Below are 14501 nucleotides of genomic sequence, written 5' to 3'. Positions count from 1 at the left end.
GTGACCGAACGCCGCGTGGACGCCATCGCCGACACCTATGTCGAGGAGTACGCCGCCCTCGACCCCATCACCGCCACCTACGTGGGCATTCCCGGCCACGAGCACCGCCTCACCGACCTCTCGCCGGACGGGTTCGCAGCGATCGAGGGACTCACCCGCAAGGCCCTGGCGGACGCGCGCGACACGGCCCCCGTCGACGAGCGCGAGCGGGTGGCGCGCGAGGCGTTCCTCGAACGGCTCGGCCTCGAGGTGGAGCTCATGGACGCCGGCGAGAGCCGCCACCAGGTCTCCGTGCTCGCCAGCGCGATCCACGCGGTGCGTCAGGTGTTCGACCTGATGCCCACCGAGGGCGAGCAGGCGTGGGCCGCCATCGACGCCCGGCTCGCCGCCGTGCCCGACACCCTGGCGGGGTTCCGGGCCACCCTGCTCGAGGAGGCGGGCCGTGGCCGGGTCAGCGCGCAGCGCCAGTACCGCGAGGTGGTGGGTCAGATCCGGGGCTGGACCGGTCAGTCCACGCACGGGCGCACCGTGTTCGGCGACCTGGTCGCCGGCTGCCAGGTCGACGCGCTTCGCACCGACCTCGACCGCCACGCCGCGGCCGCCACCGAGGCGATGGCGGAGACGGGCAGGTTCCTGGAGGAGGAGATGCTCCCCCGGGGTCGCGAGAAGGACGCGGTCGGCCGCGAGCGCTACGCCCTGGCGTCGCGCTACTTCCTCGGCGCCGAGATCGACCTCGAGGAGACCTACGCGTGGGGCTGGCGGGAGCTCAAGCGGCTGGCCGACGACATGGCCGCGACCGCCGAGCGCGTGAAGCCGGGGGCGACGTACGCCGAGGCCGTGGCCCACCTCGAGGGCGACGCCAGCCGGCGCGTCACCGGCCGCGAGGCCTTCCGCGACTGGATGCAGCAGCTGGCCGACCGCACCGTCGCCGAGCTCGCCGGCGTCCACTTCGACATCCCGGAGGAGGTCCGCCGGATCGAGTGCATGATCGCGCCCACCAACGACGGCGGGATCTACTACACGGGTCCGTCGGAGGACTTCACCCGGCCGGGCCGGATGTGGTGGTCGGTGCCCGACGGCATCGACGAGTTCCACCCCTGGCGCGAGGTCACGACCGTCTTCCACGAGGGCGTCCCCGGCCACCACCTGCAGGTGGCGCAGACGTCCTACCGCAGCGAGCTGCTCAACCGCTGGCAGCGCCTGATGTGCTGGGTCAGCGGACACGGCGAGGGCTGGGCGCTCTACGCCGAGCGGCTCATGGACGAGCTCGGCTACCTCGACGACCCGGCCGACCGGCTCGGGATGCTCGACGCCCAGAGCTTCCGCGCGGCACGTGTCATCGTCGACATCGGGATGCACCTGGAGCTGGAGATCCCCCGCGACAACCCCTTCGGCTTCCACCCCGGCGAGACCTGGGACCCCGACCTCGCCCTCGCGTTCCTGCGCGACCACTGCGCCATGGAGGACGCCTTCCTGCGCTTCGAGGTGAGCCGCTACCTCGGCTGGCCGGGGCAGGCGCCGTCCTACAAGGTCGGCGAGCGGATCTGGCTCGACGCGCGCGCCCAGGCGCAGGCGCGGGCCGGCGACGCCTTCGACCTCAAGACCTTCCACCGGCAGGCGCTCGACCTGGGAGCCCTCGGACTCGACCCGCTGCAGCGGGCGCTGGCCCGGCTGTGACGCCGCTCGTCCTGGCCTCGCAGTCGCCGGCCCGGCTGCAGGTCCTGCGCAACGCGGGCGTCGAGCCGACAGTGATCGTCTCGGGGGTCGACGAGTCCCAGGTCGACGGCATCGCGCCCGCCGAGCTCGCCCTGCAGCTGGCCGAGCTCAAGGCGGCGGCCGTGGCCGGCCGCAACGAGGTCCCGACTGGTGCGCTGGTGCTCGGGTGCGACTCGGTGCTCGAGCTGGACGGCGACGCACTCGGCAAGCCCGCCGACGCCGACGAGGCCGTACGCCGGTGGCAGGCGATGCGTGGACGCAGCGGGGTGCTCCACACCGGCCACGCGCTCCACGACACCGCCTCCGCGCGGGTGGCTGCCGCCACCGCCTCGACGACGGTCCACTTCGCCGAGGTGGACGACGACGAGATCGCTGCCTACGTCGCGACCGGCGAGCCGCTCCACGTCGCGGGCGCCTTCACGGTCGACGGTCTCGGCGGGGCGTTCGTCACGGGGATCGAGGGCGACCACCACAACGTGGTCGGCCTCAGCCTGCCGCTGCTGCGCGAGCTGGTGACCGAGCTCGGGCACCGGTGGACCTCGCTCTGGCGGGACCCGTCGTGACGGGGACGTCCGCGCAGCCCGAGTCGACCCCGGGCTCCGCCGTGACCAGACCCGGACCGAGCCGGTGACGCGTCCCGCCGACGTCGGTGTCCACGACGAACGTCTGTTGACCTCGGCAACCGTCATCACCGGGGTGCGGACCGTGGCCTCCCTGGCCCTGTGCCTCGCGGCCGCGACGGAGCAGAGCCTCGTGCTGCTGGTCGCCGGCCTCGCGGTCTACTGGGTCGGCGACATCCTCGACGGCGCCGTGGCCCGGTGGCGTGGCTGCGAGACCCGGATCGGCGCGGTCCTCGACATCATGTCCGACCGGCTCAACTGCGCGGCCTTCTACCTCGGCCTGTGCTGGTTGGACCCGGGCGTCGTGGTGCCGGTCGGCGTCTACCTCACCAGCTTCATGGTGGTCGACTCGTTCCTGTCGCTGGCCTTCCTCGCCTGGCCCATCCGGAGTCCCAACTACTTCTACGCCGTCGACGAGCGGATCTGGCGCTGGAACTGGTCGAAGCCGGCCAAGGCCGTCAACTCCTCCCTCTTCGCGGTGCTGCTGCTGGTCGACCAGCTGTGGTGGGTGGCGATGGTCACCGCCGTGGCGCTGCTGGGCCTCAAGCTGGTGTCCCTGCGGTGGCTCGGGCAGCTCGGGCTCCCGGTCCCGGACGCTCCCGTACCGGGCGGGGCCGACCCGCTCACCAGCCGGTGAGGGTGCTGCTGGCGGTCCTGGCCGTCTCCTTCGCCGGCGCGCTCGTCCCCCTGATCAACACCGAGGCCTTCCTCACGTGGGTCGCGACCCAGGAGCGCGGCACCCTCGTGGGCGCGGCCCTGGTGGCGGCGGTCGGCCAGGTCTCGGGGAAGCTGGTCTGGTACGTCGCGGGGCTGCGGACCGTCCAGTCGGGCTGGGTGCACCGCAAGCTGGCGAAGAGCGGGGGCGAGAGGACGCTGGCGCGCTGGCAGGCACGGACCCACGAGCGACCCTGGGTCGCCGGCGGGCTGCTCTTCGTCGCCGCGTTCGTCGGCCTGCCGCCGTACCTCGCCGTGGCGGCGGTGGCCGGGCCGCTGGGCATCGGGGTCCGCCTGTTCGTGCTGACCGGCCTGGTCGGCCGCTTCCTACGCTTCTGGCTGGTGCTCGAGCTTGCCGCGTGGAGCTGGCTCCTGCTCGGGTGAGGTCCGGGCCCGGCGCCGGAACACGAAGATCCGGAACAGCGCGAAGCGGGACACGAAGCCCAGGAACAGGCCGACGACGTTGGCCGCGATGTTGTCGGCGAGGGCGCTGTCGTAGCCCAGCAGGTTGCGACTCACCCACAGGCAGGTGACCGGGATGAGCAGGCTGAGCCCGCTGATGAGGAAGAACGGGACGACGCCTCCCGCGAACCCGACCGGCTCGCGGTGGCGGAAGGCCCAGGACCGGCTCAGCTGGTAGGTCAGCAGCGTCGACAGCACGTTGGCGATCACGAAGCCCGTGATCGCGTGGTCGTTGAGCACCGCGTTGTCGTAGCCCGGGTCCCAGTGGACCAGCAGGTTGAAGAGGACGAAGGCGACGATGGACGCGATCGTCCCGGCCACGGCGGAACGGCCGAACTCCCCCGCGAGCCGCTGCGACCTCTCTCCCATGACAGGAAGCGTATCGAGGCGCAGGAACCCGCCGGCGCCCTCAGTCCCTCCGTCGTCGGCTGTCCGGGTCACTCGACGGGCAGGCCGAGGCCGCGCGCGATGAGCATCCGCTGCACCTCGCTGGTGCCCTCGCCGATCTCGAGCACCTTGGCGTCGCGGTAGAAGCGGACCACGGGGTACTCCTCCATGAAGCCGTACCCGCCGAACACCTGGGTGGCGATCCGGGTGGCGGTGACCGCCGACTCGGTCGCGTAGAGCTTGGCCACGGCCGCGGCCTGCTTGAACTCCTGCATCGACACCGAGCGACCCGCGTCCATGGCGTCCTTCATCGCCGCGGCCTTGTAGACCAGCAGCCGCGACGCGTCGAGCATCACCTGCAGGTCGGACACCTGGAAGGCGAGCCCCTGCTTGCGCCCGATCGGGACGCCGAAGGTCTGCCGCTCACCGGCGTACTGGAGCGAGTGGTCGAGGCAGGCCTGGATGCAGCCGACCGCGAGGGCGGCGATGGCGACCCGGCCGTCGTCGAGCGTGGCGAGGAACTGCGCGTAGCCGCGTCCGCGCTCGCCGAGCAGGTTGGCCTCGGGCACCCGGCAGTCGGTGAAGGTCAGCGGGTGGGTGTCGGAGGCATGCCAGCCGAGCTTGTCGTAGGCCTTCTCGGCCGTGAAGCCCTCGGTGCCGGAGGGCACGATGATCGCCGAGATCTCGGCGCGGCCGTCCTCGCGCTCCCCGGTCCGCGCGGTGACGGTGACGCAGGAGGTGATGTCGGAGCCGGAGTTGGTGATGAACTGCTTGGCACCGTTGACCACCCACTCGCCGTTCTCGAGGACGGCCTTGGTGCGGGTGGCGCCGGCGTCGGACCCGGCGCCCGGCTCGGTCAGGCCGAAACCGGCGAGCCTGTCGCCGCTCACGAGGTCGGGGAGCCAGGACTGCTTCTGCTCGTCGGTGCCGAAGGTGAGGATCGGGTTGATGCCGAGGCCGACCGCCGCCTCGAGGGTGATGCCCATGGACTGGTCGACCCGGCCGATCTCCTCGATCGCCAGGCAGAGGCTCGTGAAGCCACCGTCGTCGCCGGCGAGCCCGGCGCCGCCGTACTCCTCGGGCGCCGTGAGTCCCATCAGGCCGAGCTGCCCCATCTTCTGCACGACGTCGGTGGGGAAGTGGTGGTCGCGGTCCCACTGTGCGGCGTGCGGGGCGATCTCCTTCTCGGCGAAGTCGCGGACCGTGCGCCGGAACTGCTCGTGCTCGGGAGACAACTCGAAGCTCATGTCGCCGATGCTACCGCCGCCGGTTAGCGCTTGTTAACCAGCCGCGTCCCGGATGTGTGAGCCCGGAGGGCCAGCGATAAGGTAAGGCGATCCTAATCCCGTCCCCGGAGGAACGCCGTGAGCAAGCGCGTGATCGCGACCGCCCTCGTCGCGCTGGCCCCTGTCCTCAGCTCCTGCGGCCTGCTCGGCGGGCCCGACCTCGTGGTCTACAACGCCCAGCACGAGGAGCTGATGACCGAGATCGTGCCGCTCTTCGAGGAGGAGACCGGCCTCGAGGTCGAGCTGCGCAACGGCAAGGACCTCGAGCTGGCCAACCAGCTCGTGGCCGAGGGCGACCAGTCCCCCGCGGACGTCTTCCTCACCGAGAACTCCCCCGCGATGAGCATCGTCGACAACGCCGGCCTCTTCACCGCCGTCTCCGAGGACGCGCTGGCCAACATCCCGGACGACTACGTGCCGAGCTCCCAGAACTGGACCGGCATCCTCGCCCGCTCCACCGTCGTCATGTACAACACGGGCAGCTCCTCGGCCGCGGAGATGCCGGAGTCGATCCTCGACTTCGCCGACCCCGAGTGGGAGGGGCGCGTGGGCTTCTCCCCGACCGGCCACGACTTCCAGGCGATCGTCAGCGCGGTGCTCGAGGCCGAGGGCGAGGAGGCGACCCGCGACTGGCTCGAGGGTCTGGCCGCCAACGGGACCGTGCTCGACAACAACCTGGTCGTGATGCAGGCCGTCAACGAGGGAGAGGTCGAGGCAGGCATCGCCTACCACTACTACTGGTACCGCGACCAGCAGGAGGCCGGCGACAACTCCGACAACGTGCAGCTGCACTTCTTCGACGGGCAGGACCCCGGCGCCTTCATCAGCATCTCCGGTGCCGGTGTCCTCGCAGCCAGCGACCAGCAGGAGAACGCCCAGCGCTTCGTCGAGTACCTCACCGCCGCCGAGGCGCAGCAGGCGATGGCCGACTCCTACGCGCTGGAGTACCCCCTCAACCCGGAGGCGAGCATCTCCGGGGACACCGGCGTCAAGCCGTTCGACGAGCTCGAGCCCCCGGCCATCGACCCCGCCACGCTCAACGGCCCCAAGGTCACCGAGCTCATGACCGAGGCTGGCCTGCTCTGACGGTCCTCACCACGCCCGATCCCGCCCGGCTGCAGCGTCCTCGCGCCGGGCGGGCGACGCCCGCCCCCCGGCTGCTGCTGGTCCTGGGAGCGGCGGTGGCCGTGCTGGCGCTGGTGCCGCTCGGCTTCGTGGCGACGTACGCCGTGGCCATCGGGCCGGCCGAGGCCTGGGACCTCGTCGCCCGGCCGCGGGTGGGCATGCTGTTCTGGAACACGGTGCGCGCCGCCGTCGGCTGCATGGTGCTGTGCGCCGTGCTGGGGGTCGGGCTCGCGTTCCTCGTCGAGCGCACCGACGTCCCGGCCAAGGGCCTGTGGCACGGCCTCCTCGTGGCCCCGCTGGCGGTGCCGGCCTTCGTCAACAGCTACGCCTGGGTCTCCCTCGACCGCTCGTGGACGGGGTACGACGGGGTCCTGCTCGTGGTCTCCCTCTCCTACTTCCCGCTGGTCTACCTCCCGGTCGTCGCGTCGCTGCGGGGCCTCGACCCCGCGCTGGAGGAGGCCGCGTGGTCCCTGGGGCACTCCCGGCGCCGCACCTTCCTCACCGTGCTGCTGCCGCAGCTGCGACCGGCCCTGCTCGGCGGCGTGCTCCTCGTGGGGCTGCACCTGCTGGCCGAGTTCGGCGCCCTCCAGCTGCTGCGTTACCCCACCTTCACGACCGCCATCTACGACCTCTACGGCTCCACGTTCAACGGCGCTGCGGCCAACATGATCGCGGGCGTCCTCGTGCTCTGCTGCCTGCTGCTGCTGCTGGGCGAGCTGCGGCTGCGCGGCCACCAGCGCCTGGCGCGCGTGGGCCAGGGCGCGGCGAGGACCCCCGAGCCCGTGCGGCTGGGCCGAGCCCGGGTGCCGGTGACCGGCCTGCTGGCCGGCCTCGTGGCGCTCGCGCTCGGCGTGCCGCTGGTCGCCCTCCTCCACTGGCTGCGGGTCGGGTCGTCCACGGAGTTCCCGGTCGGCGAGCTCCTGGCGGCGGCGGGCTCGACGGTCGGGCTCGCCGCCGGCGGCGCCGTGCTCACCACCCTGCTCGCGCTGCCCGTGGCGTGGCTGGCGGTGCGCCACCGCGGCCGCCTCACCACCCTCATCGAGCGCAGCACCTACGTGGCCCACGCGCTGCCCGGCATCGTCGTCGCCCTCGCGTTCGTCACGGTCAGCCTCCAGGTCGTGCCGATCGTCTACCAGACGACCCTGCTCCTGCTGGCGGCGTACGCCGTCCTCTTCCTGCCCCGCGCGGTGGTCTCCGTCCGCGCCGGCCTGGAGCAGGCGCCGCTGGTGCTCGACGACGTGGCGCGCAGCCTCGGGACCGGTCCGCTCGCGACCGCCCGGAGGGTCACCCTGCCGATGATCGCGCCCAGCCTCGGGGCGGGCGCGGCCCTGGTGTTCCTCGCCATCGCCACCGAGCTGACGGCGACCCTGATGCTGTCGCCCATCGGCACCGACACCCTGGCCACGAGCTTCTGGTCGGCCTCCTCCGACCTCCGCTACGGCGCAGCCGCGCCCTACGCGCTGCTGCTGGTGCTGATCTCGGTGCCGGCGACGGTGCTGCTGATGCGCCGGGAGAGGATCGCCTCGTGAGCCGGGTCGAGCTGGAGGGCGTCGCCTACGCCTTCGGGGAGGTGCGGGCCGTCGACGGGGTCGAGCTGACCGTCCCGCAGGGCTCCCTGACCGCCGTCCTCGGGTCGTCGGGCTGCGGCAAGACCACGTTGCTGCGGGTGGTCGCCGGGTTCCTCGCCCCCCAGGCCGGCACCGTCCGGTTCGACGACCAGGTCGTCGCCGGGCCCGGCACGTTCGTGGCCCCCCAGCGGCGTCGTGTCGGCTACGTCCCCCAGGAGGGCGCGCTCTTCCCCCACCTCGACGTCGCTGCCAACATCGGCTTCGGCCTGCCCCGGGCCGAGCGCCGCTCGGAGCGGGTGGCCGAGATGCTCGACCTCGTCGAGCTCCCGGCTTCGTTCGCGACCCGGTGGCCCCACGAGCTCTCGGGCGGGCAGCAGCAGCGGGTGGCGCTGGCCCGGGCGCTGGCGCCGGGACCCTCGATCGTGCTGCTCGACGAGCCCTTCTCCTCCCTCGACGCGTCGCTGCGCGTGAGCACCGGCCGCGCGGTGGCCCACGCCCTGCAGGCCACCGGCACCACCGCGCTGCTGGTCACCCACGACCAGGACGAGGCACTGTCGCTGGCCGACCAGGTGGCGGTGATGCGCCACGGCCGGGTGATCCAGACCGACGCACCGCGCGAGCTCTACCGGGCTCCCGTCGACCCCGACGTCGGTGCCTTCGTGGGGGGCGCGACCGTGGTCCCGGCCCGGGTGCGCGACGGCCGGGCCACGTTCTCCTTCGGGTCCGCGCCGCTCGCGGCCCACGCCCCCGACGGCGAGGCCCGGGTGCTGCTGCGCCCCGAGCAGATCCTGCTGACGCACGGCGCGGTCGGGGCGCGCGTCGAGCAGGTGCACTTCTACGGCCACGACGCCTCGGTGCGGGTGCTGCTGCTCCCCGACGGACCGGCCCTGGTGGCGCGGGTGTCCGGGCTCGAGGCGCCCGAGCCCGGGTCCGAGGTCGGGGTCGCGGTCACCGGCCCGGTGGTGGCCTTCCCCGCCCATGGACACCCGGATTTACGCAGGTAAGGCTTACCTCATAAACTGCGGCGGGTGACCAGCCTCCTCACCCGTCCCGAGCTCGCCGCGCCGGCCGTGCTCGACCTGGCGCGGCACGGCGACGCGGTCGCCGTCCGCACCCGGGACGAGGTGGTCACCTACGCCGACCTCGGCGACCGGGTGGGAGCAGTGGGCGACGCCCTCGGGCCCACCCGGCGGCTGGTGCTCGTCGAGGGCGCCAACACGCTGGCCTCGCTGACCACCTACCTGGCCGCACTCACCCGCGGCCACGTGGTGCTGCTGGCCCCTCCGGGGCGACCGGCCCGCGCGCTCGCCGAGGCGTGGGACCCCGACGTCGTCGCTGCCGGCGACACCCTCGACGTACGCCGGGAGGGCACCGGCCACGACCTGCACCCCGACCTCGCGCTGCTGCTCAGCACCTCCGGGTCGACCGGGTCACCGCGCCTGGTGCGGCTCTCCCACGACAACCTCCGGAGCAACGCGGCGGCCATCGCCGACTACCTGCGACTGACCGGGGACGACCGGGCGATCACGTCCCTGCCGCTCCACTACTGCTACGGCCTCTCCGTGGTGCACAGCCACCTGCTGGTGGGCGCCCAGCTGGTGCTGACCGACCTGTCGGTCGTCGACGGCTGCTTCTGGGACCTGGCCGCGGACGCCGGCGTGACGTCGTTCGCGGGGGTCCCCTACACCTTCGACCTGCTCGAGCGCTCCGGGTTCAGTGAGCGGGAGCTCCCGTCGCTGCGCTACGTGACCCAGGCCGGGGGTCGGCTCGGGGCCGAGCGCGTCCTCTCCTGGCACGAGCGCGGCCGGCGGGCCGGCTGGGACCTCGTCGTCATGTACGGCCAGACCGAGGCCACCGCGCGGATGGCGTGGCTGCCGCCCGACCAGGCTCCCCGCCACCCGGGGGCGATCGGCGTCCCCGTCCCCGGCGGCTCCTTCCGTCTCGAGCCGGTGCCCGGGATCGAGGAGCCCGACGTGGGCGAGCTCGTCTACACCGGGCCCAACGTGATGCTCGGGTACGCCGAGCGTCCCGCCGACCTCGCCGCCGGCGCCACCCTCGCGGAGCTGCGCACCGGCGACCTGGCCCGGTTCGCCGACGGCGTCTACGAGGTGGTCGGCCGGCGGGGCCGCCAGGTCAAGCTGTTCGGGCTCCGGGTCGACCTCGACCACCTCGAGAGCGTGGTCTCCACGGCCGACGCCGAGGTCCGCTGCGTGGTCGTCGACGACACCCTGCACGCCTTCACGACCACACCGCGCAGCAGCGACCGCCTGCGCGCGGCCGTGGCCGAGGCCAGCGGACTGCCGACGAGCGCGGTGCTGGTCACGGTGTTGGCGGCCCTCCCCCGGACCCGTACCGGCAAGCCCGACCTGGCCGCCCTCGCCGAGCAGGCCCGCCTCGTGCGACGCGACTCCACGGACCACCGCCCGGGGGCCACGCCGGCCGAGCTCCGCGACGACTACGCCCTCGTGCTCGGCCGGCCCGACGCGACGGTCGGCGACACCTTCGTCGGGCTCGGTGGCGACTCCCTCTCCTACGTCGAGCTGGCGACGCGCCTGGGTGACCGGGTCGGCCAGCTGCCGCCGGACTGGCACACCCGCACCATCACCGACCTCGCCCGGCCCGAGCCGGAGCGGGCGGGGAGCCGGGTCGACACCAGCATCGTGCTGCGCGCCGTCGCGATCCTCGCGATCGTCGGCACCCACGCCAACCTGCTCACGGTGGTCGGCGGGGCACACCTCCTGCTGGCGGTGGCGGGCTGGAACTTCGCGCGCTTCCAGCTGGCCGCCCCCACGCGCCGCGACCGGCTGCGCAACGGGTTGGCCTCGCTGGCGCAGCTCGTCGTGCCGGCGAGCCTCTGGATCGGCGGGGTCGCGCTCCTCACCGGCTTCTACGAGCCCGCCACCGCCGTCTTCCTCAACGGCCTGCTCGGCAGCGACACGTGGACGGTCCAGTGGCAGTTCTGGTTCCTCGAGGCGCTGGTCTGGATGACGGCCGGGACCCTCGCCGTGCTCGCGCTGCCGGGCGTCGACCGGCTCGAGCGCCGGGCGCCGTACGCCGTCGCGATCGGGCTCGTGCTCGCCGGGCTCGCCGTCCGGTTCGCCTGGGTGGGCCTGGAGGCGGGGGCGACCGAGCGCTACACGACGGGCGTCGTCGCGTGGTGGTTCCTGCTCGGCTGGGCGGCCGCCCGGGCCGACACCACGGCCCGCCGGGTGACGGTCACGCTGCTGGTCGCCATCGGCACGATCGGCTTCTTCGACGACCTGACGCGTGAGCTCCTGGTCGTGGCCGGCATCGCGCTGCTCGTCCACGTGCCCGCCCTGCGGGTCCCCCGCCGGTGGGTGGCGCCGCTCTCGGTGCTCGCATCCTCCTCGCTCTTCGTCTACCTGACCCACTGGCAGGTCTACCCGCACCTGGAGGACGTGTTCCCGCTGGGCGCGACGCTCGCGTCCTTCGCCGTCGGGATCGGCTACTGGTGGGCGGCACGGCCTGCCCTGCGGCGGCTCGGGCGCATGCTGCACGGCTGAGCCCGCCGCAGGACCGCGCCCGGCGTCAGATGCCGGTGTGCTGGGTGATGAAGCCCCGGATCGAGGGGTTGTTGACCTCGCCGTAGACGCCGGGGAACTGCGGCGTCGCGCAGCCGAGCCCGTAGCTCACGATGCCGACCTGCGTGACGCGACCGGCGACGGTGCCGAACAGCGGGCCCCCGGAGTCGCCCTGGCACGAGTCACCGCCGAGCGTCTCGGCGCAGATCTCCGACTCGGGCCGGAAGCCCATCGCGGCGTTGGTGCGGCACTGCTGGTCGGCCACCGCCTCGACGTCCACGGACTTGAGGCGGGCGGGGATGAACGGGGAGCCGAAGAACTCGGTGCCCCAGCCGGCCACGGTGAGTCGCGCGCCGTGAGCCTCGAGGCTGTCCTCCCCGACGTCGGTCAGCGCGATGCTGGGCGAGGCGATGTCCTGGGTGACGCGCACCAGTGCGGCGTCGTAGGTGTCGGTCGTCTCGTAGTCGGGGTGCACGATGATCCGGTCCACGCTGAGCGTCTGGCCGGCGGAGAGGTCGTCGATGTCGGCCCGTCCGACGCCGACCTGGATCTGGTGGGGCTTGGTGTCGACCAGGCAGTGGGCAGCGGTCAGGACCCACCGCGAGCCGATGACCGAGCCGCCGCAGAAGTGGCCGTCGGTGCCGTCGCGGCCCTTGTCCTGGATCGAGGCCATGAACGGGAACTCCCCCTCCTCGGCGTGGGAGCCGCCGACGATGGCGGTGGCGGGGGACGCCGCGAGGGACCCGCCGGCGAGGAGCACGGCGGCGGCGAGGAGACGGGTGGCGGTGCGGGCGAGGGAGCGCACGAGACTGCCTTTCGGTGGGGGGTGGTGCCCTGTCCAACGAGTTCGGCCCGACCGGGTTACCCCGGCGCGAGCGTCACGAGCGCCCCTCCGCCGCCACCGCGGGGAGGGCGATAGTCTGCCCGGGTGCCTGACTCGAAGCCGCTGACCAAGGTCCTCATCGCCAACCGCGGCGAGATCGCAGTTCGCGTGATCCGAGCCTGCAAGGACGCCGGTATCGGGTCCGTGGCGGTCTATGCCGAACCCGACCGTGACGCCCTGTTCGTGCGCATCGCCGACGAGGCCTACAGCCTCGAGGGAGCAACGCCGGCCGACTCCTACCTCGACATCGCGAAGATCGTCGCGGTCGCGGAGAAGTCGGGGGCCGACTCGGTGCACCCGGGCTACGGGTTCCTCGCCGAGAACGCCGACTTCGCCCAGGCGGTCCTCGACGCGGGTCTGGTGTGGATCGGCCCGCCGCCCAGCGCGATCGAGAACCTCGGCGACAAGGTGCGGGCGCGTCACATCGCCGAGAAGGTCGGGGCACCGCTGGCGCCCGGCACCAAGGACCCGCTCGCCGACGCCGACGAGGCCGTCGCCTTCGCGGAGGAGCACGGCCTCCCGATCGCCATCAAGGCAGCCTTCGGCGGCGGTGGCCGCGGGCTCAAGGTCGCCCGCGAGATGAAGGACGTCGCCGATGCCTTCGACTCCGCGGTCCGCGAGGCCGTCACCGCCTTCGGCCGCGGGGAGTGCTTCGTCGAGAAGTTCCTCGACCGGCCACGGCACGTCGAGACCCAGTGCCTGGCCGACCAGCACGGCAACGTCGTGGTGGTCTCGACCCGCGACTGCTCGTTGCAGCGTCGCCACCAGAAGCTCGTCGAGGAGGCGCCCGCCCCGTTCCTCACCGACGACCAGGTCTCTCGTCTCTACGAGTCCTCCAAGGCGATCCTGCGTGAGGCCGGCTACGTCGGCGCGGGCACGTGCGAGTTCCTGGTCGCCCGCGACGGCACCATCTCCTTCCTCGAGGTCAACACCCGCCTCCAGGTCGAGCACTGCGTCTCCGAGGAGGTCACCGGCATCGACCTGGTGCGCGAGATGTTCCGCATCGCCGCCGGTGAGGAGCTCGGCTACGACGACCCGCCGGTCTCGGGCCACTCGATCGAGTTCCGCATCAACGCCGAGGACGCCGGCAGCAACTTCATGCCCGCCCCCGGCACCCTGACGCGCTGGCACGCGCCCTCGGGCCCCGGCATCCGGCTCGACGGGGGCTACGACCAGGGCGAGACGGTTCCGGGGTCCTTCGACTCGCTGATCGCGAAGCTGATCGTCACCGGCCGCGACCGCACCCAGGCCCTGGAGCGCTCGCGCCGCGCGCTCGACGAGTTCGTCGTCGAGGGGATGCCCACGGTCATCCCGTTCCACCGCGCGGTCGTCGACGACCCCGCCTACGCCGCCCCCGACGGCGACTTCGAGGTCTACACGACCTGGATCGAGACCGACTTCGACAACCAGATCCCGCCCTACGCCGGCGACGCGGCCGAGGGCCCGGAGGCCGAGGATCGCCAGCGCGTCACCGTCGAGGTGGGCGGTCGTCGCATCGACGTGGTGATCCCCGGGGGCCTCGGCGGTCTGGCGGCAGGCGGTGGTGGCGGGGCGAAGAAGCCCAAGCGGGCGGCCGGCAAGAAGGCCGGTGCCGCAGCCTCCGGCGACTCGGTCACCAGCCCCATGCAGGGCACGATCGTCAAGGTCGTCGTCGAGGAGGGCCAGGACGTGGCCGAGGGCGACACCGTCGTCGTGCTCGAGGCGATGAAGATGGAGCAGCCGCTGAAGGCCCACAAGTCCGGCACGGTCACCGGGCTGCAGGCCGAGGTCGGCGCCACGGTCACCAGCGGCGCCGTCATCTGCGAGCTCAAGGACTGACGCCCGGGGCGATGATTCGGAGGAGCGGCGGCGGTCTGTCCCTCCGCCATCCGACGAACAGGAGCACGCCCGTGTCCTTCCAGGCCTACCTCGACACGATCCAGCAGAAGACCGGCAAGATCCCGCAGGAGCTGGTCGACGAGGCCCACGCCCGCGGCTACGGGAGCGACACCAGGGCCGGTGAGATCGTCGGCTGGCTGGCCGAGGCCTACGGGCTCGGACGTGGGCACGCCATGGCACTGGCCCACGTCGTCAGGAACGGCCCGCAGATCAGCGACAAGCACGTCGGGAGCAGCGGCTCCCACCGCGACGAGTCCGCCGTGCTGCGGCTGGACGGCCTGGCCCAGCGGGACCGGTGACGCCGCCCCGCTGAGCCCGGC

General features: G+C 72.9%; 13 protein-coding genes. 10 read left to right on the top strand and 3 right to left on the bottom strand.

The features are described 5' to 3' along the window. The 4 genes from K6T13_RS04635 to K6T13_RS04620 all read left to right on the top strand — a co-directional run bounded on the left by K6T13_RS04635 (window position 1) and on the right by K6T13_RS04620 (window position 3434). Window positions 1-1677, top strand: coding sequence for a DUF885 domain-containing protein (locus tag K6T13_RS04635; protein ID WP_222897359.1), 1677 nt, complete (start codon window positions 1-3; stop codon window positions 1675-1677). Beyond that, a complete protein-coding gene (locus K6T13_RS04630; protein ID WP_222897358.1) occupies window positions 1674-2279 on the top strand; it encodes a Maf family protein in 606 nt (201 codons plus the stop codon). The genes K6T13_RS04635 and K6T13_RS04630 overlap by 4 nt, the downstream gene beginning before the upstream one ends. Window positions 2280-2385: 106 nt before the next feature. Then, window positions 2386-2973: a CDP-alcohol phosphatidyltransferase family protein gene (locus tag K6T13_RS04625; protein WP_249423934.1), complete on the top strand. Its 588-nt coding sequence runs from the start codon at window positions 2386-2388 to the stop codon at window positions 2971-2973. Next, a complete protein-coding gene (locus K6T13_RS04620; protein WP_222897356.1) occupies window positions 2970-3434 on the top strand; it encodes a hypothetical protein in 465 nt (154 codons plus the stop codon). The genes K6T13_RS04625 and K6T13_RS04620 overlap by 4 nt, the downstream gene beginning before the upstream one ends. On the opposite strand, the gene K6T13_RS04615 is transcribed toward K6T13_RS04620, so the two are convergent. Together K6T13_RS04615 and K6T13_RS04610 are read right to left on the bottom strand one after the other, a co-directional pair. Next, window positions 3378-3881 (bottom strand): GtrA family protein, encoded by a 504-nt coding sequence (locus K6T13_RS04615; protein ID WP_222897355.1) that lies wholly within the window; start codon window positions 3879-3881, stop codon window positions 3378-3380. The genes K6T13_RS04620 and K6T13_RS04615 overlap by 57 nt on opposite strands. Window positions 3882-3949: 68 nt before the next feature. Continuing rightward, on the bottom strand, window positions 3950-5146 hold the full coding sequence (locus K6T13_RS04610) for an acyl-CoA dehydrogenase family protein (protein WP_222897354.1): 1197 nt from the start codon (window positions 5144-5146) through the stop codon (window positions 3950-3952). Window positions 5147-5263: 117 nt separating this feature from the next. Between K6T13_RS04610 and K6T13_RS04605 the strand changes: the two genes are divergently transcribed. The 4 genes from K6T13_RS04605 (at window position 5264) to K6T13_RS04590 (ending at window position 11402) form a co-directional block, all read left to right on the top strand. Further along, complete coding sequence (locus tag K6T13_RS04605; RefSeq protein ID WP_222897353.1) at window positions 5264-6271, top strand: iron ABC transporter substrate-binding protein; 1008 nt, start codon at window positions 5264-5266, stop codon at window positions 6269-6271. Window positions 6272-6366: 95 nt separating this feature from the next. Continuing rightward, window positions 6367-7839, top strand: a complete 1473-nt coding sequence (locus K6T13_RS04600; protein ID WP_249423933.1) for an ABC transporter permease — start codon at window positions 6367-6369, stop codon at window positions 7837-7839. Then, window positions 7836-8882, top strand: a complete 1047-nt coding sequence (locus tag K6T13_RS04595) for an ABC transporter ATP-binding protein (RefSeq protein ID WP_222897352.1) — start codon at window positions 7836-7838, stop codon at window positions 8880-8882. The genes K6T13_RS04600 and K6T13_RS04595 overlap by 4 nt, the downstream gene beginning before the upstream one ends. A gap of 24 nt (window positions 8883-8906) precedes the next feature. Then, window positions 8907-11402, top strand: a complete 2496-nt coding sequence (locus K6T13_RS04590) for an AMP-binding protein (RefSeq protein WP_222897351.1) — start codon at window positions 8907-8909, stop codon at window positions 11400-11402. 25 nt (window positions 11403-11427) lie between these two features. Here the strand turns inward: K6T13_RS04590 and K6T13_RS04585 are convergent, their stop codons facing one another. Beyond that, window positions 11428-12225 (bottom strand): S1 family peptidase, encoded by a 798-nt coding sequence (locus tag K6T13_RS04585; RefSeq protein ID WP_222897350.1) that lies wholly within the window; start codon window positions 12223-12225, stop codon window positions 11428-11430. A 123-nt stretch (window positions 12226-12348) separates the two neighbouring features. On the opposite strand from K6T13_RS04585, the gene K6T13_RS04580 reads away from it, so the two are divergent. Both K6T13_RS04580 and K6T13_RS04575 read left to right on the top strand, forming a co-directional pair. After that, window positions 12349-14121 (top strand): acetyl/propionyl/methylcrotonyl-CoA carboxylase subunit alpha, encoded by a 1773-nt coding sequence (locus K6T13_RS04580; RefSeq protein WP_222897349.1) that lies wholly within the window; start codon window positions 12349-12351, stop codon window positions 14119-14121. Window positions 14122-14192: 71 nt separating this feature from the next. Further along, window positions 14193-14480, top strand: coding sequence for a DUF4287 domain-containing protein (locus tag K6T13_RS04575; protein ID WP_222897348.1), 288 nt, complete (start codon window positions 14193-14195; stop codon window positions 14478-14480). Window positions 14481-14501 lie beyond the last annotated feature (21 nt).

The sequence above is a fragment of the Nocardioides coralli genome, assembly GCF_019880385.1.
Taxonomy (GTDB): domain Bacteria; phylum Actinomycetota; class Actinomycetes; order Propionibacteriales; family Nocardioidaceae; genus Nocardioides; species Nocardioides coralli.
The sequence above is the reverse complement of the archived record's forward strand: the minus strand, read 5'-3'. Positions and strand labels throughout refer to the sequence as shown.